This window comes from Sphingomonas sp. PP-CE-3G-477 (assembly GCF_003050745.1).
Lineage (GTDB): Bacteria > Pseudomonadota > Alphaproteobacteria > Sphingomonadales > Sphingomonadaceae > Sphingomonas.
Map to the genome: position 1 here is coordinate 221,681 of NZ_QAOF01000002.1, position 25,579 is coordinate 247,259.

24 protein-coding genes and 1 other annotated feature are annotated in these 25,579 nt (G+C 64.8%); of the genes, 16 read left to right on the plus strand and 8 right to left on the minus strand.

The features are described from left to right. Positions 1-51: 51 nt before the first annotated feature. Complete coding sequence (locus C8J45_RS06340; protein WP_107962437.1) at positions 52-1,662, minus strand: phosphoenolpyruvate carboxykinase; 1,611 nt, start codon at positions 1,660-1,662, stop codon at positions 52-54. A gap of 175 nt (positions 1,663-1,837) precedes the next feature. On the opposite strand from C8J45_RS06340, the gene C8J45_RS06345 reads away from it, so the two are divergent. The 9 genes from C8J45_RS06345 to C8J45_RS06385 all read left to right on the plus strand — a co-directional run bounded on the left by C8J45_RS06345 (position 1,838) and on the right by C8J45_RS06385 (position 9,054). After that, on the plus strand, positions 1,838-2,545 hold the full coding sequence (locus C8J45_RS06345; protein WP_056058673.1) for a response regulator transcription factor: 708 nt from the start codon (positions 1,838-1,840) through the stop codon (positions 2,543-2,545). Next, positions 2,514-4,097 (plus strand): stimulus-sensing domain-containing protein, encoded by a 1,584-nt coding sequence (locus C8J45_RS06350; protein ID WP_107962438.1) that lies wholly within the window; start codon positions 2,514-2,516, stop codon positions 4,095-4,097. Before C8J45_RS06345 ends, C8J45_RS06350 begins: the two co-directional genes overlap by 32 nt. Positions 4,098-4,106: 9 nt before the next feature. After that, positions 4,107-4,538, plus strand: coding sequence for an HPr kinase/phosphorylase (locus C8J45_RS06355; RefSeq protein WP_374956428.1), 432 nt, complete (start codon positions 4,107-4,109; stop codon positions 4,536-4,538). A gap of 10 nt (positions 4,539-4,548) precedes the next feature. After that, positions 4,549-5,463, plus strand: a complete 915-nt coding sequence (gene rapZ / locus C8J45_RS06360) for an RNase adapter RapZ (protein ID WP_107962439.1) — start codon at positions 4,549-4,551, stop codon at positions 5,461-5,463. Positions 5,464-5,478: 15 nt separating this feature from the next. After that, positions 5,479-5,886: a PTS sugar transporter subunit IIA gene (locus C8J45_RS06365; protein WP_107962440.1), complete on the plus strand. Its 408-nt coding sequence runs from the start codon at positions 5,479-5,481 to the stop codon at positions 5,884-5,886. Then, on the plus strand, positions 5,883-6,158 hold the full coding sequence (locus tag C8J45_RS06370) for an HPr family phosphocarrier protein (RefSeq protein WP_107962441.1): 276 nt from the start codon (positions 5,883-5,885) through the stop codon (positions 6,156-6,158). Before C8J45_RS06365 ends, C8J45_RS06370 begins: the two co-directional genes overlap by 4 nt. A 126-nt stretch (positions 6,159-6,284) precedes the next feature. Beyond that, positions 6,285-7,100 (plus strand): RNA methyltransferase, encoded by an 816-nt coding sequence (locus C8J45_RS06375; RefSeq protein ID WP_107962442.1) that lies wholly within the window; start codon positions 6,285-6,287, stop codon positions 7,098-7,100. A gap of 158 nt (positions 7,101-7,258) precedes the next feature. Beyond that, positions 7,259-8,704, plus strand: coding sequence for a L,D-transpeptidase family protein (locus C8J45_RS06380; RefSeq protein ID WP_107962624.1), 1,446 nt, complete (start codon positions 7,259-7,261; stop codon positions 8,702-8,704). Between the two features lie 11 nt (positions 8,705-8,715). Beyond that, on the plus strand, positions 8,716-9,054 hold the full coding sequence (locus C8J45_RS06385; RefSeq protein ID WP_107962443.1) for a hypothetical protein: 339 nt from the start codon (positions 8,716-8,718) through the stop codon (positions 9,052-9,054). Between the two features lie 22 nt (positions 9,055-9,076). Here C8J45_RS06385 and C8J45_RS06390 read toward each other — a convergent pair whose 3' ends face one another. Both C8J45_RS06390 and C8J45_RS06395 read right to left on the minus strand, forming a co-directional pair. Next, entirely contained in the window at positions 9,077-10,561 is a 1,485-nt protein-coding gene (locus C8J45_RS06390; RefSeq protein WP_107962444.1) for a SulP family inorganic anion transporter, read from the minus strand. A 71-nt stretch (positions 10,562-10,632) separates the two neighbouring features. Then, positions 10,633-10,688 (minus strand) — a sequence feature (sul1 is cis-regulatory element that is thought to sense ions involved in sulfur or methionine metabolism; They are found in Alphaproteobacteria). Between the two features lie 118 nt (positions 10,689-10,806). Beyond that, the gene (locus tag C8J45_RS06395) at positions 10,807-11,250 is read right to left on the minus strand and encodes a DUF488 family protein (RefSeq protein WP_107955615.1); all 444 of its coding nucleotides are present in this window, start codon (positions 11,248-11,250) and stop codon (positions 10,807-10,809) included. 58 nt (positions 11,251-11,308) lie between these two features. On the opposite strand from C8J45_RS06395, the gene trmFO reads away from it, so the two are divergent. Beyond that, positions 11,309-12,676, plus strand: coding sequence for a methylenetetrahydrofolate--tRNA-(uracil(54)-C(5))-methyltransferase (FADH(2)-oxidizing) TrmFO (gene trmFO, locus C8J45_RS06400; RefSeq protein ID WP_107962625.1), 1,368 nt, complete (start codon positions 11,309-11,311; stop codon positions 12,674-12,676). On the opposite strand, the gene C8J45_RS06405 is transcribed toward trmFO, so the two are convergent. Both C8J45_RS06405 and C8J45_RS06410 read right to left on the minus strand, forming a co-directional pair. Next, positions 12,612-13,079, minus strand: coding sequence for an EF-hand domain-containing protein (locus C8J45_RS06405; RefSeq protein WP_107962445.1), 468 nt, complete (start codon positions 13,077-13,079; stop codon positions 12,612-12,614). The two genes, trmFO and C8J45_RS06405, sit on opposite strands and share 65 nt — an antisense overlap. Before the next feature lie 63 nt (positions 13,080-13,142). Further along, positions 13,143-13,799, minus strand: a complete 657-nt coding sequence (locus tag C8J45_RS06410; protein ID WP_107962626.1) for a squalene/phytoene synthase family protein — start codon at positions 13,797-13,799, stop codon at positions 13,143-13,145. A gap of 168 nt (positions 13,800-13,967) precedes the next feature. Here C8J45_RS06410 and C8J45_RS06415 point away from each other — a divergent pair, with 168 nt between their 5' ends. From C8J45_RS06415 to C8J45_RS06425, 3 genes are read left to right on the plus strand one after another with little or no spacing between them, the layout of a single operon-like run. After that, positions 13,968-15,884: a TadE/TadG family type IV pilus assembly protein gene (locus tag C8J45_RS06415; protein ID WP_181321129.1), complete on the plus strand. Its 1,917-nt coding sequence runs from the start codon at positions 13,968-13,970 to the stop codon at positions 15,882-15,884. An 11-nt stretch (positions 15,885-15,895) separates the two neighbouring features. Further along, complete coding sequence (locus tag C8J45_RS06420; RefSeq protein ID WP_107962447.1) at positions 15,896-16,480, plus strand: TadE/TadG family type IV pilus assembly protein; 585 nt, start codon at positions 15,896-15,898, stop codon at positions 16,478-16,480. Positions 16,481-16,500: 20 nt separating this feature from the next. After that, the gene (locus tag C8J45_RS06425; protein ID WP_258191329.1) at positions 16,501-17,262 is read left to right on the plus strand and encodes a TadE/TadG family type IV pilus assembly protein; all 762 of its coding nucleotides are present in this window, start codon (positions 16,501-16,503) and stop codon (positions 17,260-17,262) included. 39 nt (positions 17,263-17,301) lie between these two features. On the opposite strand, the gene C8J45_RS06430 is transcribed toward C8J45_RS06425, so the two are convergent. Together C8J45_RS06430 and pdhA are read right to left on the minus strand one after the other, a co-directional pair. Beyond that, the gene (locus C8J45_RS06430; RefSeq protein WP_107962449.1) at positions 17,302-18,732 is read right to left on the minus strand and encodes a pyruvate dehydrogenase complex E1 component subunit beta; all 1,431 of its coding nucleotides are present in this window, start codon (positions 18,730-18,732) and stop codon (positions 17,302-17,304) included. Further along, entirely contained in the window at positions 18,732-19,784 is a 1,053-nt protein-coding gene (pdhA, locus tag C8J45_RS06435; protein WP_056048766.1) for a pyruvate dehydrogenase (acetyl-transferring) E1 component subunit alpha, read from the minus strand. Before pdhA ends, C8J45_RS06430 begins: the two co-directional genes overlap by 1 nt. Positions 19,785-19,980: 196 nt before the next feature. On the opposite strand from pdhA, the gene C8J45_RS06440 reads away from it, so the two are divergent. The 3 genes from C8J45_RS06440 to C8J45_RS06450 are packed head-to-tail and all read left to right on the plus strand — an operon-like array spanning position 19,981 to position 23,569. Continuing rightward, a complete protein-coding gene (locus tag C8J45_RS06440) occupies positions 19,981-21,333 on the plus strand; it encodes an MFS transporter (RefSeq protein ID WP_107962450.1) in 1,353 nt (450 codons plus the stop codon). Next, the gene (gene cysK, locus C8J45_RS06445; RefSeq protein WP_056048760.1) at positions 21,330-22,250 is read left to right on the plus strand and encodes a cysteine synthase A; all 921 of its coding nucleotides are present in this window, start codon (positions 21,330-21,332) and stop codon (positions 22,248-22,250) included. Before C8J45_RS06440 ends, cysK begins: the two co-directional genes overlap by 4 nt. Then, complete coding sequence (locus C8J45_RS06450; RefSeq protein ID WP_258191330.1) at positions 22,247-23,569, plus strand: cell wall hydrolase; 1,323 nt, start codon at positions 22,247-22,249, stop codon at positions 23,567-23,569. Before cysK ends, C8J45_RS06450 begins: the two co-directional genes overlap by 4 nt. A 205-nt stretch (positions 23,570-23,774) precedes the next feature. Here the strand turns inward: C8J45_RS06450 and C8J45_RS06455 are convergent, their stop codons facing one another. Further along, positions 23,775-25,577 (minus strand): acyl-CoA dehydrogenase C-terminal domain-containing protein, encoded by a 1,803-nt coding sequence (locus C8J45_RS06455; RefSeq protein WP_107962451.1) that lies wholly within the window; start codon positions 25,575-25,577, stop codon positions 23,775-23,777. Positions 25,578-25,579 lie beyond the last annotated feature (2 nt).

The window sequence follows — 25,579 nt, forward strand, 5'->3', positions numbered from 1 at the left end:
CACCCGACTTCGTCATGCGGGCCCCTTCCTCTCCCCGAGGGGAGAGGAGTTTTAGGCCGTCTCTTTCACCTTCGGCGCCGCCTGCCGCACACCTTCGTCGACATGCTCGGCAAACTGGGCGAAGTTCTCGACGAACAGGTCGACCAGCCTGGCTGCGGTCGCGTCGTACGCGTCCTTATCCGCCCAGGTCGTGCGCGGGTCGAGGATCGCGCTGTCGACGCCCGGTACGCTCACCGGCACCTGGAACCCGAAGTTCGGATCCGTCCGGAACTTCGCATCATTGAGGCTCCCGTCGAGCGCCGCGTTCAGCAACGCCCGCGTCGCCTTGATCGGCATGCGGTTGCCGACGCCGTATTTGCCGCCGGTCCAGCCGGTGTTGACCAGCCAGCAATCGACGCCGCCCTTCGCGATCCGCTCCTTCAGCAGATTGCCGTAGACCGACGGATGCCGCGGCATGAACGGGGCGCCGAAGCAGGTCGAGAAGGTCGCGTCCGGCTCAGTCACGCCGATCTCGGTCCCGGCGACGCGCGCGGTATACCCGGATAGGAAGTGGTACATCGCCTGGTCGGGCGTGAGCTTGGCGATCGGCGGCAGCACGCCGTACGCGTCCGCGGTGAGCATCACGATGTTGCGCGGGACCGGCCCCATGTTCTCGGCCGACGCATTCGGGATGAAGTCGATCGGGTACGCGCCGCGGCTGTTCTCGGCGAGCGTATGATCGTCGAGATCGAGCAGCCGCGTCGCCGGGTCCATCACGACGTTCTCCAGCACCGTGCCAAAGCGCTTGGTGGTCGCGAAGATCTCCGGCTCGGCGTCGGCGGAGAGGCGGATCATCTTGGCGTAGCACCCGCCCTCGAAATTGAAGACGGCGGTGTCGGACCAGCCATGCTCATCGTCGCCGATCAGCGTGCGGCTCGCGTCGGCCGAGAGCGTGGTCTTGCCGGTGCCCGACAGGCCGAAGAACACCGCGGTGTCGCCGTAAGCGCCCATGTTCGCCGAGCAATGCATCGGCATCACGCCCGTCGGTGGCAGCAGGTAGTTGAGCAGGCCGAACACCGACTTCTTCATCTCGCCGGCGTATTTCGTGCCGCCGATCAGGATCAGCTTGTCGGTGAAGTTGACCGCGATCACCGTCTCGCTGCGGCAGCCGTGACGCGCGGGATCGGCGCGGAAGCTCGGCAGGTCGACGATCGTGTACTCGGCGACGAAGTCTTTCAGCGCAGCCTGCTCGGGGCGGACAAGCATCGTCCGGATGAAGAGGTTATGCCAGGCCAGTTCGGTGACGACGCGGACGTTCACCCGGTGATCGGGCTGCGAACCGCCGTACAGGTCCTGCACGAACAGCTCGTCCTTGGCGGCGAGTGCGGCGAAGAAATCCTCCTTCAGTGCGGCGAAATGCGCAGGCTCCATCGCCTTGTTGCTCTTGCCCCACCAGACCGTCGTATCCGTCTCGGCATCGCGGACGATGAACTTGTCTTGCGCCGAGCGTCCGGTATGCGCGCCGGTCTCGACGACCAGCGGACCATCGGCGGACAACGTCCCCTCGCCGCGCGCCAGCGCCGCTTCGACAAGTTGGGCTGTGACCATGTTCCAGTGCAGGGTGGCGCGGGTGTCTATCCCCTGCACGGCTAGGCCGCCGGCCGGAATACGTTCGTTGGACAAGGCATCTCTCCAGATGGTTTCGCATACGTATGTATGTCGTTGCGCCGGGATGTAGGCGGCGGCCCCGCACCGGTCAAATGAGCTGCCCTGATGCAGTTCCGATACGGCTCCAGTTGAGTGCCACAGCGGATTGGCCTACGCCGACAAGCCAACGACCGAGGCAGACGACCCAGAAATGACGGCAACGATCGCGCTGGTCGACGACGACCGCAACATCCTGACCTCCGTGTCGATCGCTCTGCAGACCGAGGGCTTCGTCACGCGCGTCTATTCGGACGGCGAGACGGCACTGAAGGCGCTGACCGACAACCCTCCGGACCTCGCGGTGTTCGACATCAAGATGCCGCGGATGGACGGGCTCGAACTGCTCCGTCGGTTGCGCGAGAAGAGCCAGATCCCGGTGATCTTCCTGACCAGCAAGGACGACGAGCTCGACGAGGCGCTCGGCCTCGCGATGGGCGCGGACGACTATATCGCCAAGCCGTTCTCGCAGCGGCTGCTGATCGCCCGCATCCGTGCGATCTTGCGGCGGACCGAACTGACGCAGTCGCCGGGCACCGAGACCGAGGCCGAAGCGGCAGGGCCCCTCGATCGCGGGCGGCTCAGCATGGATCCGGCGCGGCATCGCACGCTGTGGGGCGGCGAGCCGGTCACGCTGACGGTGACCGAGTTCATGATCCTCGAGACGCTCGCGCAGCGGCCCGGCATCGTCAAGACGCGCAACCAGTTGATGGATGCGGCGTACCAGGACGACATCTATGTCGATGACCGGACCATCGACAGCCACATCAAGCGACTCCGCCGCAAGTTCCGGCAGGTCGACCCAGCCTTCGATGCGATCGAGACATTATATGGTGCCGGGTATCGATTTTCTGAGGAATGAGCTCGGCGTCGACGGCCGCGATCTCACGCTGCGGTGGTCGGGACAGATCTCGCTCACGCGGCGTATCCTGGCGGTCAACATCTTCGCGCTGCTGCTGCTGGCGGGCGGATTTTTCTATCTCGATTCGTATCGCAGCCGCGTCGTCGACAACCGCGTTGCGCAGACCGCGCGCGAAGCACGGCTGATCGGCGAGGCGATCGCCGCGGTCGACCCGGCGTTGCGCGATCCGCTGGTGCTGAGGCTCGCGCGCGATACGGGTGCGCGGATCCGGTTGTTCGACGCGGCGGGGCGGACGACCGTCGACAGCCGCGCGCTGGGCCTGCGCAACTTCGTGCTGATGGACCCCGACAAGGAAGACTGGGACCAGACGATCGCCCGTTTCCTCGACGCGGTGATCGACGTCGTCGTGATGGCACCCCGCCCCCCGCTTTACCGGGAGCGCAGCGGCGCACAGCAATGGCCCGACGTGACCGCGATCCGCGCACGCAGCACGGTCTCTACGACGGTCTGGCGTGCGCCGGATCGCACCCCCGTATTGACCGCCGTCGCCCCGCTTCGCGCTGGCGAGGTCGTGATGACGACGGTCAACGCGCGCGACATCACGAAAACGGTGCGGATCGAACGGTTCCGGCTCAGCATGGTCCTGCTGGTCGTGTCGATCGTCTCGATTTTGTTGTCGCTGTTTCTCGCGCGGACGATCGTGCGGCCGCTCCGTCGCCTTGCCCGGGCTGCGGTCCGTGTCAGGTTGGGCCGGGCACGCGAAGTCGTGGTGCCGCGCCTGCCCTCTCGCCGTGACGAACTCGGCATGCTCGCGCGCGCGCTGTCGGACATGAGCCTCGCGCTCAGGGCGCGCATCGACGCGACCGAAGCGTTCGCCGCGGACGTCACGCACGAGATGAAGAACCCCCTCGCCTCGCTCCGGTCCGCGGTCGAGGGACTGTCGCGCGTCAAGGACCAGGCGTTGCAGGCGCAGTTGCTCGCGATCGTCCGTGACGACGTGCACCGGCTCGACCGGCTCCTCTCGGACATTTCGGAAGCGTCGCGACTCGATGCGCAGCTCAGCCGCGCCAAGTTCGAACCGGTCGACATCGCGGCGATGATCGACGGACTGGTCGCGCAGCGCGACGCACGCGGCGTGGAACGCGGGATCCGCCTGCGTTTCGATCGCAATCCCGACGACCAGACGATCATAGTCGGCGAAGGCGCGAGGCTCGAACGCGTCTTCGAGAACCTAATCGACAACGCGCTGTCCTTCTCCCCGGACGGCGGCCTCATCGCGATCTCGGCGGTCCGACAGGACGACGAACTCGTGATCCGCGTCGAGGACGAAGGTCCTGGCGTTCCCGAGGAGGCGCGCGAAGACGTGTTCAAGCGTTTCCACTCGGTCCGCCCCGACAGCGAGACGTTCGGCCAGCATTCCGGGCTTGGCCTCGCGATCGCGCGGACCATCGTCGACGGCCATCAGGGTTCGATCGTCGTCGAATCGCGTGAAGACCGGATCGGTGGCGCGCGCTTCGTCGTGCGGCTACCGCTCGCCGATATACCGTTGTAAGGAACGCACGTGGTCGAGATCTCTTCCGACAGGCTTCACGCCACGACGGTTTCGATCGATGGGATCGCGGTGATGATCGAGGGCGCGTCCGGATCGGGCAAGTCCGACCTCGCACTACGCCTGATCGACCGCGGTGCCACGCTCGTCAGCGACGACCAGACGCTCGTGGTCCGTTCGGGCAAGGTCTTGCTGGCGCGGGCACCGACCACGATCGCCGGAAGGATCGAAGTCCGCGGCATCGGTATTCTCGCCATGCCGCACGTCGAGGACGTAGCTGTCGGGCTGCTCGTTCGTGTCGATGGCGCCATCGAGCGGATGCCCGAGCGCCGTGTGCGGAAGATCGCGGGCATCGCCGTGCGCCAGTTCGCGGTCGATCCCTTCGAAGCCTCCGCCCCGATCAAGGTCGAACTCGCATTGCGCAATCCGGAGCCCCTAGAATGACGCGATCAGCATGACACGGCCAAAGGACATCCTGCTCGTCACCGGCATGTCGGGGGCGGGCAAGTCCACCGTCCTGAAGACGCTCGAAGATCTTGGCTGGGAGGTCGTCGACAACCTGCCGCTGCTGCTTCTCGACCGGCTGCTCGACGCACCGCTTCCCGAAGGATCGCCCAACGATTCGCAGCCGCTCGCGATCGGCATCGGCGCCCGGACGCGCGACTTCGATCCCGAACGGATCGTCAGCCGCATTCGGGACCTGCGCGACAGGCACGGGCTCGAGATCGGGATGTTGTTTCTCGATTGCTCGGGCGCCGAACTCGAACGCCGATATTCCGAGACCCGCCGCCGCCACCCACTCGCGCTCGATCGCCCGGCGAACGACGGTATCGGCCGCGAACGCGAGTTGCTTGCACCGCTTCGCGACTGGGCGAACCGCCTGATCGACACCACCGACATGGCCGCCAACGAACTCGCACAGCAGATTCGCATGAGTTTTGCGGGCGGGGATCTCGGAGAGCCGACGCTCTCGATTCGCTCGTTCGGCTTTGCCCGCGGCCTGCCTCGCAACGCCGACCTTGTTTTCGACATGCGCTTCCTGCGCAATCCGCACTGGGATCACGACCTGCGGCCCGGTACCGGGCTCGACGCCGACGTGTCCGCCTACATCATGGACGACCCTGCCTACGAGGCGGCGGTAAGCCGGATCGAGGAGCTGCTGATGCTGTTGCTTCCGCGCTACCGGGCGGAAGGCAAGTCCTATGTCACGGTCGCGTTCGGGTGTACCGGAGGGAGACACCGGTCGGTCCACGTCGCCGACCGGGTGGCGCGACGGTTGCGCGAAGCAGGATTTTCGCCCAGTATCGCACACCGCGACCTCGGGGCCGCACCGCAGGATGCGCTCGAAGGATCACCGGTCGTCTTATGAGTATGAAACGCTGACATGATCGGCCTTGTTCTGGTAACACACGGTCGATTGGCCGAGGAATTCGTACGCGCGATGATCCACGTCGTCGGCCCGCAGGAGCGCGTCGCGACGATTGCGATCGGTCCCGACGACGACATGGAGAGCCGCCGCGCCGACATTGCCGCGGCCATTCAGGACGTCGATACGGGACGCGGCGTGATCGTGCTGACCGACCTGTTCGGTGGCACCCCCTCCAATCTTGCCATCTCGCTGATGGAACGCGGGCGGATCGAAGTGATCGCGGGGATGAACCTGCCGATGCTCATCCGGCTCGGCTCGGCGCGCAAGTCGATGACCGTCGTCGCGGCGGTCGCGGCGGCTCGTGAGGCTGGCCGCAAATACATTTCGGTAGCCTCCGAGGTTCTCGGCGAGGCCGCCGCGTGAGCCAGGTTTCACGGACCGTCCAGATCACCAATCGTCGCGGGCTGCATGCGCGCGCGAGTGCGAAATTCGTGACGCTGGCGTCGTCGCATCCAGTCGAGGTCAGCGTGACCAAGGACGGCTCCGACCATGTCACCGGCACGTCGATCATGGGATTGATGATGCTGGGTGCTGCAATGGGCGACGCGATCACGATCAGCGCGACTGGGGATGGCGCGGAGCATACGGTGGCGGCGCTTGCCGAACTGGTCGAAGCGAAGTTCGGCGAGGATTGACCTTCTGACTCCCCTCCCGCAGGCGGGAGGGGTTGGGGGTGGGCGCGCGCTCACCATAATCGAATCATTTGCTGAGGCCGGGAGCCCACCCCCGGCCCCTCCCGCATACGGGAGGGGAGGACAAGAATGCCCCGCGAGATAACCGCCTTTTCGAACCCGCTGATCAAGTACGTCCGCGACCTGCGCGACAAACGGCATCGGCGCGCGGCCAAGCAGTTTCTCGCCGAGGGACTGCGCATCCTTACCGAAGCGCGCGAGACCGGTCGCCTGCCCCGTACGCTGTTCTACGCGGCGGCCAGCGCGAACCACCCGTTGGTGCACGCGCTGTCGATGGACGTCGAGGATGCGGGCGGCGATTCGATCCAGACCACGCCCGACATTCTCTCGAAGCTGTCCGGCAAGGATAACCCGCAAGCGGTCGTCGGCGTGTTCGATGAGTTCGACGCGACGCTCGACGATCTCGATCGCACCACGTCGGGCATCTGGCTGGTCGCAGAGCGCCTGCGCGATCCGGGCAATCTCGGCACGATCCTGCGCACTGGCGATGCGGTCGGCGCGGGCGGACTGATCCTGATCGGCGAGTCGGTCGATCCCTTTTCGGTCGAGGCGGTGCGCGCCAGCATGGGAGCGCTGTTCACGATCCCCGTCGTGAAGACCGAGTGGGAGCCGTTCCACACCTGGCTGCGCACCGGCCCCGGCCAGCTCGTCGGTCTGAGCCTCGACACCGACATCGATTACCGGGCAGCGGCCTATACCGGCCCGACCTTCCTGCTCACGGGCAACGAAGCGCAGGGCATGCCGCCCGAGATGGCCGAGGCATGCAACGTGCTCGTGAAGATCCCAATGCTGGGCAAGGCGGACAGCCTCAACGCTGCGGTCGCGACCGCGGTGATGGCCTATGAAGTGCTGGCCCGGCAGGAAAAATCCGCTCCTCTGGCCTGAACCGTTAATTTTGCCCGATTGGCGATGCTTAGCGAGTCCGGTTCAGCTAAGGGAGAGCTACGTCGTGCGAAAGCGTCGACGGAGTACGGTAAGACAGGACGAATATGGCCCGCGGTTTCAATGATGGACGAGTGACGAACGGCGCAATCCGGTCGGTGATGGCGATTGCCGCCACGCCGATGCTGATGGCGACCCCGCTGTTCGCGCAACAGGTTACGCCACCTCCGGTCGTACCGACGATGCCCTCCGCAGTGCCGACCACGACGCTTGCGCCACCGGTCATCACAGTGCCGCCGCTGAGCGACACGCAGGCCGCGCTGCTCGACAGGCTGCTGAATGGCGACATCGTGGCGCAGGGCCTGAAGTCCGCCGCCACGGCGTCGACCAACGCGCCGAGCAAGGAAGAACTCGTCCGTGCCGCGCTCGATCATGCGCGCGCCGTGCATGCCGGCCGTCTCAGCGGTGCCGATTTCCAGAAGGATTGGGGCCTGCGTCCGCCCGCCTATGATCCGACCCCGGCGTTTGCCGACGCGGTTCGGCTCGATCGGATCGCGGCGTGGTTCGCGTCGCTGCCGCCGCCCTATGCCGGCTATGACGGCCTGCGTAAGGGCCTCCAGAATTACCGCTCGATCGCCGCCGCGGGTGGCTGGTCGCCGCTCGCATCCGGCCCGGATTTCACGATCGGGGCGAGCGGTCCGCGCGTGATCGCGCTTCGCAAGCGCCTCGCGGTCGAGGACAAGGATGTCTCGACCAGCGGCGACAAGTTCGATTCCGCGCTGGTCGACGCGGTCCGTCGCGCGCAGCGTCGCTACGGCCTGAACCCGAGCGGCATCGTCTCGACCCAGACGCTCGCTGCGCTCAACGTGTCGGCGACCGATCGCGTACGTCAGATCATGGCGAACATGGAGCGCTGGCGCTGGCTGCCGCAGGACCTGCCACGCGATCGTATCCAGGTGAACATAGCCGCTGCCGTGCTGACGGTGTTCGACGGCGACACGCCCGTTCAATCGATGCGCGCCGTTACCGGTCGTCCGGGCGACGAGACGCCAATGCTCTCCTCGACGATCCACAGCATCGTCATCAATCCACCGTGGAACGTGCCGACGTCGATCGCGACCAAGGAGCTTTGGCCGAAGGAGAAGGCCAACCCGGGCTATTTCAAGCGCAACGGCATCAAGGTGATCGACGGCACGCGGCTTCAGCAGCAGGCCGGCGACCAGAGCGCGCTGGGCCGGTTCAAGTTCGATTTCGCCAACGACTATTCGGTGTATCTCCACGATACGCCCAGCCGCGCGAAGTTCGCTAGCTTCAGCCGACTTGCGAGCCATGGCTGCGTACGCCTTGAAAAGCCTGCCGAACTTGCCGACCTGCTGCTCAACGGCGATCCCAGCTGGACGCCCGAGATGGTCGATGCTGCCGTTGCCAAGGGCGACACGATCCGTGCTCGCCTGATCAAGCCCGTGTCGGTATACCTGCTCTACTGGACCGCATTTGCCAGCGGCAACGGCCAGATGAACTTCCGCGCCGATCCCTATGACTGGGACGGCATCCTCGCCTCCAAGATCGAGGCACGCACCGCGCGCCAGACGATCGCCGCTCGTTGAGAGGACAAGACATGACGATCTCCACCCGTACCCGAACCGCCATTGCCGGCGGTCTGCTCGCCGCCATGGCGCTGGCCGGCTGCTCGCGCTCCGAACCGGAGCAGCCGCCGACGGACACCAACATGGTCGAGGACACCGGCGTGACCGAGTCCGAGGCTGCGGCACCGGCTCCGGTCGAAGCCGCTCCCGTCGAGGCTGCACCGCCCGCACCGGCCGTGGTCGAGCCGCCGCGTGAAAAGCCGGTCGCTCCGGACGAGCAGATGCTCGACGACGCCGACGCCACCGGCATGACATCACGCGTGACGCGCGACGAAGCGCCGACCGAGAACGAGGACGCGCCTCAGCAGTGAGGGGACCGGATCCGGTCGGCGGTCATCCCCCGATCGGATCCGCTACGCCAGGCGCGTGACGATCGACGAGCATCTCGCTCGCGCGGTTGAGCCCGATGACTTCGACGATCCTGCCGTTGCGGCGCAGCTTGGCGACCACGTCCTCCAGCGCGCCGACCGCCGTCACATCCCACAGATGCGCACCGGTGAGGTCGATGCGGATGACGCGTGCCGTATCGCGCAGGTCGAAATGCTCGGTGAACATGTCGGCACTGGCGAAGAAGATCTGCCCACGAACCCGGTAGATACGCGTGTCGCTTGCGACGTCGTGTTCGGTAGCGACATCCGTCAGGCGCCCGACCTTCCACGCGAAGAACACGCCGCTGAGCAACACCCCGACGCCGACGCCCAGCGACAGGTCATGCGTCGCGACCGTGACGACGACCGTCGCGACCATCACCACGCTCGACACCTTGGGATGACGCACCACGTCGCGGAGCGAGCCCCAGGAGAAGGTGCTGATCGACACCATGATCATGATCGCGACCAGCGCCGCGACGGGCACCTGCGCGACCCATGGCCTGAGCGGCACCATTACGACCAGCAGGAACACGCCGGCGACCAGCGTCGACAGCCGCCCTCTCCCGCCGTAGCGGACGTTGCCCACGGTCTGGCCGATCATCCCGCATCCGGCGATGCCACCGAACGCGCCCGCAGCGATGTTCGCGAGGCCGAGCCCGGTGCACTCGCGCGCCTTCGAACTGGTCGTCTCGGTCAATTCGTCGACCACGCTGGCGGTCATCATCGATTCGAGCAACCCGACCGCGGCCATCGCCAGCGCATAGGGAGCGACGATCCGCAACGTATCCCAGGTGAAGGGCACGTCCGGCAGGCCGAACGACGGCAGCGTCGACGGCAATCGTCCAAGATCGCCGACCGTCTTGAGGGGCATCGGCACCCACATCGCGATCGCAGTGAGCACCACGATACAGATCAGCGGCGACGGGATGGCGTTCGAGATGCGCGGCATGAGGTAGATGATCGCGAGACCGCCGGCGATCATCGCATAGGCCTGCCAACTGACGCCGACCATCTGCGGCACCTGCGCGGAGAAGATCAGGATCGCGAGTGCGTTGACGAACCCGGTGCGGACCGACTTCGAGACGAACCGCATCAGCACGTCGAGCTTGGCGAGCCCGAACGCGATCTGAAGTGCACCTGCGAGCATCGTCGCGACCAGCAGATATTGTAGGCCGTGAGCGTGAACCAGCGCGGCCGCGACCAGCGCAACGGAACCTGCCGCACCCGAGATCATCGCGGGGCGTCCGCCCGCAAAGGCGATGACGATGCCGATCACGAACGAGGCGAACAGGCCGACTTCGGGGTCTATGCCCGCGACGAACGAGAAGGCGATGACCTCGGGGATCAGCGCGAACGTGCCGACCATCCCGGCGAGGATATCGCGGCGCGCGGCGGTTGGGCCGCTGAACCATTCGGCCCGGTAACGAGAAAGAGATAAGGATGTCATGGATGTATCCGCATAGGACGCGCGAACCGCGGCGCTGTCTCGGCAGGCGGTTCACTTCAGAGGCGTCGTTGCGTTGTCCGGCGGATCGGCGGCCGGAATAGCCACCCGGAATTGCACCGGGTCCAGGGCGAATGGGTGCTGGTTAGCGGCGCGCGAGGCTCAATGCAACATTCGGCCATGAACCCCCGCGCGTCATCCTGACTTTCGTCAGGATGACGGAGCGTTTGCAGCGAGTTTGACCTCTCTTAAGTGAACAGATCCACCACTTCGGCCCCCTCGCCCACCGCCTGCAGCAGCAAGGTGCGGTGGCAATGGCACGGGTCTCGTTCGTAACACAGCAGCGCGCTCGGCTTCTCCGCCGCCAGCCCGAGCATGATCGCTGCGGCCGCCTGAGCCTCGGGAAGCTCGAGCTGTTCGTCATAGACAGCGGTCAACGTTGCGACGTCGCCCTTCTTGGCCGCATCGCGTCCGCGCTTCGGCGTTCCGAGCGCTTTCAGGTGCACGTAATCGATCTCGACCTCACGCAGCGACGCGGCGAGCGAGGTCTTCGAAAACCCTGGTCGCCGCGACAACGGAAGCGCGCGGACGTCGATCACCCGCTCCACCCCCGCCGCCTTCAATGCCGCGAGGAAATCGGCCATCGTCGTGGCCTCATAACCAATCGTGAAGATCTTCGTCGGGTCTGTCATGCAGGCGAAGTGGTATTGCGGACCTGACACGGCAAGCGTCCGTCGCTATCTGACCCAAATGACCCACGATATCCATGTCATCGGCGGCGGCCTCGCCGGTTCCGAAGCCGCCTGGCAACTCGCCGAAGCCGGCCTCAAGGTCCGCTTGTCCGAAATGCGCGGCAGCGGTGAAGAGACGCCTGCGCACCAGACCGACGGCCTTGCCGAACTCGTCTGCTCGAACAGCTTCCGCTCGGACGATGCCGAAGCCAACGCGGTTGGCCTGCTTCACCAGGAACTGCGCACGCTCAATTCGCTGATCATGCGGCAGGCGGACATCCACCGCGTCCCCGCCGGCTCCGCACTCGCCGTCGACCGCGACAATTTCTCCGCCAGCGTGACCGAGGCGATCGACCAGCATCCGAACATCACGCTGGTGCGCGAACGGATCGATGCGTTGCCCGACGGCCCGGCGATCATCGCGACCGGCCCGCTCACCGCCGCATCGCTCGCTGCCGGGATCGGCGCCGAGACTGGCCGCGAGGCGCTGGCGTTCTTCGACGCGCTCGCGCCGATCGTCCACCGCGACTCGATCGACATGGACACCGCGTGGTTCGCGTCGCGCTGGGACAAGGGTGAGGGCAAGGATTACATCAACTGCCCGATGGACAAGGACCAGTATTTGGCCTTCCACCAGGGCCTGATCGACGGCGAGAAGACCCCGTTCAAGGAATGGGAGAAGGACACGCCCTATTTCGACGGCTGCATGCCGATCGAGGTGATGGCGGAGCGCGGCGTCGACACGCTGCGCTACGGCCCGATGAAGCCCGTCGGGCTCGACAACCCGAAGACCGGGCGCTGGCCGCACGCCGTCGTCCAGCTTCGCCAGGACAATGCGCAGGGCACCCTGTGGAACATCGTCGGTTTCCAGACCAAGATGAAGCACGCCGACCAGGTCCGCCTGTTCCGCACCATCCCCGGGCTGGAGAACGCCGAGTTCGCGCGGCTGGGCGGGTTGCATCGCAACACGTTCATCCGCTCACCCGAATTGCTGGACGAGACGCTGCGGCTCAAGTCGCGCCCGAACATCCGCTTCGCTGGCCAGATCACGGGGTGCGAAGGGTATATCGAGAGCTGCGGGATCGGCATGCTCGCGGGGCTGTTCGCGGCGGCCGAACTCACCGGCAAGACTCTGACGCCCCCGCCCTACGCGACCGCGCTCGGCGCTCTGCTCGGGCACATCACCGGTGGCGCAGAGGTCGAGACGTATCAACCAATGAACGTGAACTTCGGGCTGTTCCCGCCGATCATGGGCCGCACCAAGAAGGCGGATCGCAAGCGGATGTACACTGATCGTGGCCGGGCGGCGCTCGCAGAGTGGCTCAACTCTCCTCGGCAACAGCCTGAACCGGCGGACAATTCACCCGAGCCGGCTCCTTCCGCTTGACCGCGGTCGTGGCAAATTCCGGGGCGGTCATCGTTCCGGATTTGTCACGGTCGGCGTCCGCGAACTTGGTCGTCGCCTTCACCGCCCATTCGTCGAACGACAGCTTGCCGTCGCCGTCCACGTCCAGCCGCGCGTAAGCCTTGCGCCGCTGGACCAGATATTCCTCGCGCGTGATCTTCGCATTGCGATCCTTATCGTAGCGATCGAACCGCTTCTGCTCGCGCGTCCTGTCGGTCGCTTCTGGCGCGGCATCAGGTAGCGGTTCGGACGCAGCGACATTGCTGGTCTGAGCGACGGGTTGCCGTGGTAGCAGCGGTCTCGGCCTGGCATCACCGCTGAAGAACATGAACCCGGCAACGATCAAAGCGATCATCGCCGTACCGCCCGCCAGGTATCGCCACATCGCCCTGCTCCCACTTGCCACGTGGCAGCATAGGCTTTCAGACAATTGCTCCAACCCGATCGATCAGTATCCGGCCAATCTGTGCAGCATCAGCCGGGCGATCCGACGCGTCGGGCCTGGCGACTGCGCTAAAGCCGCAACGTTCTCGAACCGCGCTAACAATGCCAGTGCGCCGAGTGATCGCGCCGCACGAGGCCATCTTCCGCGAAACGCGGCATCGAACCGCGTCGTCGCCAACGTCCGCGCATGGCCGGCAAGTATCGTATCAGTCAGCCCCCTTGCCAGATCGACGAGCGCCCAGCCCTCTCCCGCAAGACCTATCCTCCGATCGTCGATCCCCAGCATCCGGGCTGCTACTTCGAACAGCCGACCACCCCGATCGGTCGCAAACGCCTCAAGCGTCGCCGTGTCGATCTCTGCCTGAAGCAAAATCTCCCACCCGTCGGTCATTGCAGCGAGCGACGAGCCCGACACGCCAGCGGTCAGCACCAGGCTTTCGATCGACTGCAATACCGGCTCCTGCGGCACAGGTGCGATCTGGAGCCGGGTGAGCGCCTCGTGCCACCACGTCAGCCGCATCTGCCCGACCATCGGCTCGCGCGTCGAACGGACGATGGTGGCTAGCCTGTCGTCGAGCGCGAACAGAGCTTCCAGTCCGGCCCGCGTGGCTGGCGGGGCGTAGCTCAGGGCAAGGGCACGGCCCGGATCGATGACAGTCATGTCCTGCCCTAACGCACCCGGGCGCATTGATCATCCCGGATCATTCGCCCTAGTCTGCTTACTGCGCAATTAACCATATCCTTTGAGCCCGGCTTACCGGGTCAGGGCGCATGACGCGGCTAGATCGATGATGATCCAGTCGGGATACCCATGACCACGAAGCACGGCATGCGAACGGAAAGAGCGACGACCGTCCTTGGTCGGCTGCGCCACGACGTACGCGGCAACACCATCGCGATCATGGCAGCGGCGATGATCCCGCTTGCCGGACTGGCCGGGTCGGCAATCGACATCGCGCGGCTGTACGTCGTGAAGGTTCGCCTCCAGCAGGCCTGCGATGCCGGTGCCCTTGCCGGACGCAAGTTCATGACGAGCAGCAACGACACGACGCTGGACAAGACTGCAAGGGACCAAGCTAGTGCGTTCTTCAAGAACAATTTCCGCCTTGGTTGGATGAACACCAAGACCGCGGTCTTCACCCCATCCAAGACGACCGATCAGCAGGTGGCCGGTGTCGCCAGCTCGCTGGTGCCGATGACGATCATGAAGATGTTCGGCGCCCCCGACGTGACGCTGACCGTGAAATGCGAGGCACGGTACGACGTGGCCGATGCAGACATCATGTTCGTGCTCGACACGACCGGATCGATGGCCTGCACGACCGCCGATGGCACGGGCGGTTGCAGCCAGTCCGTGGTGTCCTACAAGCAGGATGACGGCAACACCGGCTATTATGTCACGGAAAAGAGCGGATCGAAGCTATCCGGCCTGCGCAGTGCGGTGCTCAATTTCTACGATACGCTGGCCGGCAACGTCGATCCGACCACGAACATTCGCTACGGGTTCGTCACCTATACGTCGACAGTCAACGCGGGTTACGCGCTGACCAGCCTGTCCACCGACAATCTCGTGAAGAACTGGAACTACGAAAGCCGCAGGATTATCGGCGACGCGAACAATGGCTCGGCCAGCACCACGACATACAAGAACATCACGCAATCGACCTGCAACGGGTATGCGGTACGATCTCCGTCCAATGGCTACACGACGTCGGGCACCGCAACGACCTCGACCGTGTCCTGGACGGGGAATACATCGACGTCGACCACGGGGACCTGCACCGTGACGTCGCAGCCGGTGAAGCCCAACTGGTTTTATACACAGGTCAACTACGACGTCAGCAAGTACATTACTGGGGTCGACGTTCCCGACCCAAGCAAGATCACCGGCACGACAGCAAAGTGGCAGGGCTGCATCGAGGAGCGCACCACGACCCCCGGCGCATCGTCCTTCAGCCAGAGCAACCTTCCCTACGACCTCGATCCCGATGTGCCGGCGACGAATGACGATACGCGCTGGCGGCCGATGTGGCCTGACGTCATATATTACCGCGGGACGAGCACGTCGGCGACCAACAACGGCGTTACCTATGCTGGTAACAGCACGACGCCCTATGGCGATTATTACGTCAACACGAACGATCAGCAGTTGACCGCCTATACCAACATGATCGCCAACCCGAATCCGGCTTGGAACAAGAACATCTCGCTCGGTTACGTGTCTTGCGGGAAGAAGGTGCAACGCCTGACGAAACTTTCGCGTGACGAGGTCAGCAATTATGTCAACGCCAAGGACTTCAAGGCGCAAGGCGGCACCTATCACGACACCGGCATGATCTGGGGTACGCGAATGATTTCGCCGACCGGTATCTTCGCGGCAGATACCGCGCCGTGGCCGGGTCGGTCCGCGCCCAACCGCTACATCGTGTTCATGACCGATGGCGACATGACCCCGAACTACGAGCTCTATGGCATGTATGGCATCGAACGCTACGACAAGCGGGTCACTGGCGGAGACTCTTCGGATCAGTTGGACGATCACAATGCGCGTTTCGTGGCTGAGTGTGCGGCGGCGAAGGCACGCAACATCAAGGTCTTCGTCGTTGGATTCGGCCAGACATTGACCACGCAGCTGACCGCGTGCGCATCGCCCGGCCAGGCCTATTATGCCAGCGACAATGATTCGCTGCAGACGGCGTTCAAGTCGATCGCCAACCAGGTCGCCATGCTGCGGATCTCGAAGTGAGGAAGGCGGCCATGTTCCGTCGTATCCACCGCGACAGACGCGGCGTGACGGTGATCGAATTCGCCATGATCCTGCCTGTCATGCTGGGCATGATCATGGGGTTGGGCGAGTTGATCTATCAGGTTTACGCACAATCGATTCTTGAAGGCGCGATCCAGAAGGCGGGTCGCGATTCGGCGATCCAGGGCGGTGCGGACAATGCCGCGGCGATCGACCAGGCCGTACTCGACATGGTGAAGACGATCTCGTTCCGCGCAAGCTTCGTCGGAACGCCCACCCGAACGAACTATGAGACGTTCGCTTCGGCCAAGCCCGAGCCGTTCACGGATACGAACGGCAATGGCGTACGCGACGCCAAGGAGTGCTTCGACGACATCAATGGGAACGGCGCCTATGATACGGATCCCGGCACGTCGGGTCAGGGCGGGGCCAACGATGTCACGTTGTACACCGTCAGGATCAGCTATCCGCGCCTGTTTCCCGTCGCGAGCTTCTTCGGCGCGCCGCCGACGCAGACGATCGTCGCCAAGACGTTCCTGAAAAACCAGCCTTATGCCTCGCAGTCCGTCGTCACGGTGAAGAACTTATGCACCTGATCTCTGGATATGCCCGTACCTTGGCCTTCGCCCGCCGCTTTCGCGACGATCGATCGGGCCTCGCGCTCCTCGAATTTGCGTTCACCGCGCCGCTGGTCGTGGCGCTCGGGCTATGGGGTGTCGAGACGGCAAATCTCGCGCTCGCCAATCTGCGTGTCAGCCAGATCGCGCTCAATCTCGCGGATAATGCGTCACGCGTTGGCGCGCAGAGTTCGCTGGTGACTCAGCAACTTCGCGAAGTGGATATCAACGACATTTTCGCCGCTGCCAAGACGCAAGGGTTCGCATGGGACCTTGCCACGCGCGGACGCATCACCCTTTCCAGCCTAGAGGCGGACAAGGATGGCAAGCAGACGATCCATTGGCAAAGGTGCCTCGGCACGAAATCCGGCGCCGGCTATGACTCGAGCTATGGTCGAACGACGATTTCCGGTGGGACGCCTGCCGCTGCCGATAGTACCACAGCGCCCTATGATCCGACTGCAGGTGTCAACACCAGCACCTCCGGCAGCGACAATTCGGCGTCTCATCCGGGTAGCGTCATCACCGGCGGTATGGGCGAAACGGGTACGAAAATCGTAGCCCCCAACAACTCGGGCGTGATGTTCGTCGAGATCAATTACGACTACAAGCCGGTCGTCGGCACCGGCTGGCTGCCGAACGGGGCAGCGAAGATCCGCTATATCGCATCGTTCATCGTCCGCGACCGACGCGATTTCGGCCAGATCTACAACCCATCGCCGACGGCTGCACTGATGACCTGCAACAAGTATACGAGTTGAGGTGCAGTCGCCGCGCAAGGCAGCGACTGCACCATCCGATCACTTCTTGTACGTGACCTTTTTCACCGCAGCGACGACCTTCGCGACGTCGACCAGCATCAGCTTTTCGAGGTTCGCCGCATAGGGCATCGGCACGTCCTCGTTGGTGACGCGCAGCACCGGCGCGTCGAGGTCGTCGAAGCCGTGCTCCATCACTACCGAGACGATCTCCGAGGCGATCGAGCAGGTTGCCCAATTCTCTTCGACGATGATCATGCGGTTGGTCTTGGCGAGGCTCTTCAGGACCGTCTCGGTGTCGAGCGGGCGCAGCGTGCGCAGGTCGATGACCTCCGCGTCGATGCCTTCCTCGGCGAGTTTTTCGGCGGCTTCGAGGCTGATGCCGACGCCGATCGAGTAGCTGACGATCGTCACGTCCTTGCCCTCGCGGACGATCCGCGCCTTGCCGATCGGCAGGACGTGGTTGTCGAGCTTGGGCACGTCGAAGCTGCGGCCGTACATCAGTTCGTTCTCGAGGAACACGACCGGATCCTCGGTGCGGATCGCGGCCTTGAGCAGGCCCTTCGCGTCCGCCGCGTCATACGGCGCGATCACGATCAGGCCCGGAACGCTCGCATACCATGCCGCGAAGTTGTGCGAATGCTGGGCACCCACGCGCGACGCCGCGCCGTTCGGACCGCGGAACACGATCGGGCAGCGCATCTGGCCGCCCGACATGTAGTTGGTCTTGGCGGCCGAGTTGATGATGTGGTCGATCGCCTGCAACGCGAAGTTGAAGGTCATGAACTCGACGATCGGGCGCAAGCCCCCCATCGCCGCGCCTGCACCGATGCCGGCAAAGCCATATTCGGTGATCGGCGTGTCGATCACGCGACGGTCGCCGAACTCGTCGAGCAGCCCCTGCGTGACCTTGTACGCGCCCTGATACTGCGCGACTTCCTCGCCCATCACGAAGACGCGGTCGTCCTCGCGCATTTCCTCGGCCATCGCGTCGCGCAGCGCTTCGCGGACGGTCGTCTTGACCATCTCGGTGCCCTCGGGGATCGCCGGGTCGGAGATGCCGACCTTCTCGGCGGATGCGACGAGCTGCTGCGTGCCGCTTTCGGCCTTGGCGGGCGAAGCGCCCTCGGGAACCGGGGGTGCCTTGTCGTCCGACGGCGTTTCCTTCGGCGCGGCGTTGGCCGCATCGCCGGAGCGTGCTTCCGCAGGCTTCTGGTCGCTCGCGCTCTCGCCCTCTTCGAGGATTGTTGCGATGACGGTGCCGACCTTCACATTGTCGGTGCCCTCGGCGACGCTGATCGAGCCGATCGTGCCTTCGTCGATCGCTTCGAACTCCATCGTCGCCTTGTCGGTCTCGATCTCGGCAAGGATGTCGCCCGACTTGACGCTGTCGCCTTCCTTGACGAGCCACTTGGCCAGCGTGCCCTCTTCCATCGTCGGGGAGAGCGCGGGCATCTTGATCTCGATTGCCATCAGTACTTCTCCACCAGAACGTCGGTGTAGAGCTCGGCAGCATCCGGCTCCGGGGTCTGCTCGGCGAAATCGGCGGCTTCGTTCACGATTTTCCTGATTTCCTGTTCAAGGGACTTGAGGTCCGCCTCGGTCACGCCCTGCGCGTCGAGCAGCTTCTTCATGTGATCGATAGGATCCGACTTGTCGCGGACCGCCTGGACCTCGTCACGCGTGCGGTACTTCGCCGGATCGGACATCGAGTGGCCACGGTAACGGTACGTCTTCATCTCAAGGATGACCGGACCCTTGCCCGCGCGGACCCAGGCGAGCGCTTCCTCGGCTGCACCGCGGCACGCCAGCACGTCCATGCCGTCGACCTGGATGCCGGGAATGCGGAAGCTCTCGCCGCGGCGATACAGCTGGTCCTCGGCCGACGCGCGGTTGACGCTGGTGCCCATCGCGTACTGGTTGTTCTCGATCACGAAGATGATCGGGAGCTTCCACAGCTCGGCCATGTTGAAGCTCTCGTACACCTGGCCCTGGTTCGCGGCGCCGTCGCCGAAATAGGCCATGCAGATGCCGCCGTCGTTCGAGTATTTATGCTTGAACGCGAGGCCGGTGCCGAGCGACACCTGCGCACCGACGATGCCGTGGCCGCCATAGAATTTATGCTCGGTCGAGAACATGTGCATCGACCCGCCCTTGCCCTTCGAGATACCCGAATTGCGCCCGGTCAGCTCGGCCATGATCACCTTCGGGTCGATCCCGTAGGCAAGCATGTGGCCGTGATCGCGGTAGCCGGTGATCACCGAATCGGTCTCGCCGTTTAGCGCGGACTGAAGCCCGACAGCGACGGCTTCCTGGCCGATATACAGATGGCAGAAGCCACCGATCAGGCCCAAGCCATAGAGCTGGCCCGCTTTTTCCTCGAAACGGCGGATCAGCAGCATCTGCCGATACATTTCGAGCAGTTCGTCCTTCGACGCTTCGTACGGCTTTGGTTCGGCCGGTCGTTCGCGGTTCGTAATCGGCGGTTCGGCGATTGCGCGTGCTGGTGGGGGGGTCTTGGCCACGATGTGGGAAACCTCGTTTTCCGTAGGGGAGTTGAGGGAGCCTATAGGCGCGGACGGGGCGGAACATCAATTCCCGTCTGGGGTATGTCCGTTTTGGGGGCTTGGGATGGGAGGATGCCGGGTCTGCGCCACTATCCCGAGCCCAAGCAAAGCTCCGGTTGCCCTGCCCGTTCACCCAAGCCTAAAGCCGGTCGCAATGGACTCCATCGCAGACCCCCACCAGCATCCCTTACGGATCGCCAATTTCCGCGCCTATTGGCTGTCCCGTTTCACCGGCACCATAGCCGTCAGCGCGATGTCGATCGTGATCGGGTGGCAGGTCTACAACATCGCCCGCGAGACGATGGATATCCGCCAGGCCGCGTTCATGCTCGGCATGATCGGCTTCGCGCAGTTCGTACCGCTGTTCCTGCTTACCCCAATCACTGGCCTAGTCGCGGACAGCTTCGACCGCCGCTGGATCGTCCGGGGCACGACCGCGCTACTCGTACTGACCGCCGCGACGTTGTGGTTGCTGACCTGGACCGGACACCTGACGCTCGGCGTGCTGTTCGTCGCTGCGGTAGCCTTCGGTGTCGCCCGAGCCTTCTCCGGCCCAGCCTATTCCGCGCTGGCCCCCAACCTGGTCCCCCGCGCCGTCCTCCCGACCGCGATCGCGATCAGCTCGATCGCGTGGCAGGTCGGCACCATCGCGGGCCCCAGCGTCGGTGGCCTCCTCTACGCGATCCACCCGGAGGTCGCGTACGGCGTCGCGACGATCCTGTTCGTCGTCGCGCTGCTCTTCATGTTCCTGATCGGCCCGGTGCCGCAGCCCGCGGCGCAGACCGATCACCGTCCCCTCGCCCGTATCATCGAGGGCTTCACCTATGTCCGGCGCAACCGGCTCGTCCTCGCGACCATCACGCTCGATCTGTTCGCGGTGCTGCTCGCCGGCGCGACGTCCCTCCTTCCGGTCTATTCGCGCGACATCCTCCACGTCGGCTCGCAAGGGCTCGGCGTTCTCGCGGCGGGCATGGGGATCGGCGCGGCGGTGACGGCAATCTGGTTCTCGGTCCGCCCGATGAGCACCAATGTCGGCGTGAAGATGCTCGCGGCCGTCGTCGTGTTCGGCCTCGCGATCCTGACCTTCGGCATAGCGACCCCCATCGTAAACCTGATCGGCATCGCGCCCGGCACGATCGGCGGCATCCCCGTCCAGCCCGCCTTCGTCCTCAGCCTCGTCGCGCTGATCGTCGCGGGCGGCGCGGACATGATCTCGGTATATGTCCGCCAGTCGCTGATCCAGCTCCACACGCCCGACGCGATGCGCGGCCGCGTCAGTGCGGTGTCGCAGCTCACCATCTCGGCCTCGAACGAACTCGGTGAATTCGAGAGCGGGGTGATGGCGTCGCTGCTCGGCCCGGTCGGCGCAGTGGTGTTCGGCGGCGTCGGTGCTATTGCGATCACGATCGGCTGGGCGCGACTGTTCCCGGAACTAGGCCGCGCGAAAACCTTTGATCCCCCAGAGATCCTAGAGACAGAACCCGAACACGGAGAAGCCAAGCCATGAAGGCCAACTCGATCCTCGATACGATCGGCAACACGCCGCACGTCCGCCTGTCGAAGCTGTTCCCCGAATCCGAAGTCTGGGTGAAGTCCGAGCGTTCGAACCCCGGCGGGTCGATCAAGGACCGCATCGCCCTCGCTATGATCGAGGCGGCCGAGAAGGACGGCCACCTTCAGCCTGGCGGCACGATCATCGAGCCGACCAGCGGCAACACCGGCATCGGCCTTGCGCTTGTCGCCGCGGTGAAGGGATACAAGATCGTTCTCGTCATGCCTGAGAGCATGTCGATCGAACGCCGTCGCCTGATGCTCGCATACGGTGCGACATTCGACCTGACCCCGCGCGAGAAGGGCATGAAGGGCGCGATCGAGCGCGCGAAAGAACTGGTCGAGCAGACGCCCGGCTCGTGGATGCCGCAGCAGTTCGAGAATCCTGCGAACATCGCCGTGCATGTCGCTACGACCGCACAGGAAATCCTCGCCGACTTCCGCGATACGCCGATCGACGTGATCATCACCGGCGTCGGCACCGGCGGTCACATCACCGGCGTCGCCGAAGCGCTGAAAAAAGAATGGCCATCGCTGAAGGTGTATGCGGTCGAACCCGCCGCCTCGCCGGTCATCGCCGGGGGCCAGCCCGGGCCTCACCCAATCCAGGGCATCGGCGCAGGCTTTATCCCGGTGAACCTTCATACCCAGGCACTCGACGGCGTGATCGAGGTCGACGCCGCGGTGGCCAAGGACATGGCGCGTCGATCGGCGACCGAAGAGGGCATGCTGGTCGGTATCAGCTCGGGCGCGACGCTCGCAGCGATCCTTCAGAAGCTGCCCGATCTGCCTGACAACGTTCGGGTTCTCGGATTCAACTACGACACCGGCGAGCGCTATCTGTCGGTCCCGGACTTCCTGCCCGAACAGTGAAGACCGATCTTCCCGCGCGCGGCATCAACGTGCTGCGCGCCACCCTCGTCGGTATTTCCGCGCTGGCGATCGTCGGGCCTGCGCTGGTCGTCGCCAACGCGCCGACGATCGTCCACGTGTCGAAGCGGGTCAAACTCCCGCCCGGTCGGGTCGTGCCGCAAGCCGAAGTGCCTGAGGTCGAACCCGTCAAGTTCGTCGATCTCAGCCCCGATGACGCGAGTGCGTTCAACGCGACGGTGCCGTTCTCGACCGATCCCAACCCGGCGGCCCGACCGTTCCGCTTTGCCGGCGGCCCGGACGATCTGGCGCGCGCGACCGACTGCATGGCGGCAGGCATCCTCTACGAGGCCGGCGACGACACGCTCGGCGAGCGCGCGGTCGCGCAGGTCGTGCTCAACCGCCTGCGCCACCCGGCCTTTCCAAAGACCGTGTGCGGGGTTGTTTTCGAAGGGCAGGACCGTTCGACCGGCTGCCAGTTCAGCTTCAGCTGCGACGGCGCGCTCACTCGCTGGCATCCGACCGACGACGCCTGGCGTCGCGCGCGCGAAGTTGCGGCCGCTTCACTGTCGGGGGTGGTGTTCAAGCAGGTCGGCTATGCGACGCACTACCATACCGACTGGGTGGTGCCGTACTGGCAGTCGAGCCTCGACAAGATCACCGCGGTGAACACGCATCTGTTCTTCCGCTGGTCGGGCTGGTGGGGCACGCCGCCTGCGTTCGGCCGTCACCCGGAGACGGTCGAGCCGGTCATCGCGCAACTCGCCGAGCTGTCGGATGCGCACAAAACCGGCGCTGCTTTAGCTGAGGCGGATGCCGCGATGGCAGAGGCTTCGATCGCGATGGGGTTTGGGCCCGTTACCGAGACGACACCTGCTCCCGCGGTGCCAGTCGATGGCGATACGATCCTCGTAGCCCTGCCCCGTGGCCAGACCGCCGACGGACTTACTGCGCTTGCGGCTCAAGCGTGTGGAGACAAGCCGTTCTGCCGGTACATGGCGTGGACGGACGGCAGCAAGGCGGCGACGTCGCTCCCGCTGGCACCCGCCCAAACCGCCGCGCTCAGTTTCAGTTATCTGCGGGATCGGGCCAGCGGCTACGAGAAGTCGCTCTGGAACTGCCGCCAGTTCAAGCGCGCCGACCCCGCTCAGTGCGTGAAGGTCCAGGCGACGTTGACTGCGTTGCCGGTACCGGTTGTTGCCCCGCCGGGCTCGGTTCCCGCGACGGTCGAACTGGATGGCGTACGGCGCAAGCCCACCGCAACCACTTCGCCTCCTATGACTACGGTTGCGCAGACGCCAGCCACCGCTAGGCCCAAATAGCCGCTAAGCCCCGTTCGTGCCGAGTAGAGACCGAGTAGCCCGCAGGGCGTATCGAGGGCTCATATCGAGGTACAATCACCGCCCGGTCTTGTCCTTCGATACGCGCTCTCTACAAGCTCGATCGCTACTCGGGACGAACGGGTGGGTTTGGTAGTGCTTATTCGGGATAGGCGGCGGACCGCTCCGACAATCCGCCCCCATCCGATCAGGCCGCCATGAACATCTCGGGCGGCAGCGCCATCAGCGACTCCGCCCCACCCTCGATCTTCCGACGCAGCGCGCCTGCATCCGGCAGGATCCGCTCGGCGTAGAAGCGCGCCGTCACCAGCTTGGCGTCGAGGAACGCAGCCTCGCCCTCGCCCGCCGCCTTCAACTTCGCGGCCGCGACCGCCATCCGCAGCCACATGACGCCGACCGCGACGATCCCCATCAGGTGCATGTAGCTGACCGCGCCCGCGCCGACGTTCTCGGGGTTCTTCATGCCGTTCGCCATGAACCACATCGTCGCCGCCTGAAGCTGGCCGTTCGCCTTCTCCAGCGCCTCGGCAAACGCTGCGGTCGCCGGATCAGCCTTCGCCGCGGCGACGTCGTCCGCCACCAGCTTGAATAATGCCTGGATCCCGCGCCCGCCGTTCTGCGCGAGCTTGCGCCCGACCAGGTCCATGGCCTGGACGCCGTTGGTGCCCTCGTAAATCATCGCGATCCGGGCATCGCGGACATATTGCTCCATGCCCCATTCGGCGATGTAGCCGTGGCCACCGTAAACCTGCTGAGCGTTGGTCGCGATCGCATAGCCCATGTCGGTGCCATAGCCCTTGATGACCGGGGTCAGCAGGCTGATGATGTCGCCGGCAAGCTGGCGCTCTTCCTCGGTCTCGGCGTGATGCTCGAGATCGGCCTGGAGCGCGGTCCACAGGATCAGCGCGCGCAGGCCCTCGGTCAGCGACTTGCCCTCCATCAGCATGCGGCGGATGTCGGGATGGACGAACAGCGTGTCCGCCTTCTCCTGCGGCTCTTTCGGCCCGGTCAGCGCGCGGCCCTGGCGACGGTCCTGCGCGTACTGGACGGCGTTCTGGTACGCGACCTCGGCCACGCCGAGACCCTGCAAGCCCACGCCGAGACGTGCGGCGTTCATCATGATGAACATCGCGGCAAGGCCCTTCATCTCCTCGCCGACGAGCCAGCCGGTCGCCGAATCATAGTTCATCACGCAGGTCGAATTTGCGTGAATTCCCATCTTGTGCTCGATCGACCCGCAGGTGACGCCATTGCGCGCACCCAACGAGCCGTCTTCCTCGACGATGAACTTCGGCACCACGAACAGCGAGATGCCCTTCGAGCTGTCCGGCGCACCCGGCGTCTTGGCTAGCACGAGGTGGATGATGTTCTCGGTCAGATCATGCTCGCCCGACGAAATGAAGATCTTGGTGCCGGTGATCGCGTACGAACCGTCCGCCTGCGGCTCGGCCTTGGTGCGGATCAGGCCGAGATCGGTGCCGCACTGCGGCTCGGTCAGGTTCATGGTGCCGCCCCATTCGCCCGACACCATCTTCGGCACGTACATCGCCTTCTGGGCGTCCGAGCCCTTGGCGATCAGCGCGGCGATCGCGCCGTGCGTGAGCCCTGGATACATCGCGAACGCCATGTTCGACGAGATCATGTATTCCTGGAACGCGGTCGAGACGACGTGCGGCATCCCCTGTCCGCCATATTCGGGCTGGTTCCCGAGCGTCGCCCAGCCGCTCTCGACATACTGCTTATACGCTTCCTTGAAGCCGTCCGGCGTCGTCACCGAGCCATCCTCATGCCGCGTGCAACCCTGCTGGTCGCCCGACAGGTTGAGCGGGAACAGCACTTCGGCGACGAACTTGCCGCCTTCTTCGAGCACCGCATCGACGACGTCGGGCGAGGCCGCGTCGAAGCCGGGAAGGTTATTGTAGCGATCGAGATCGACGACATGCTCGAGGACGAAACGCGTGTCGCGGACGGGGGGCGTATACTGGGGCATGG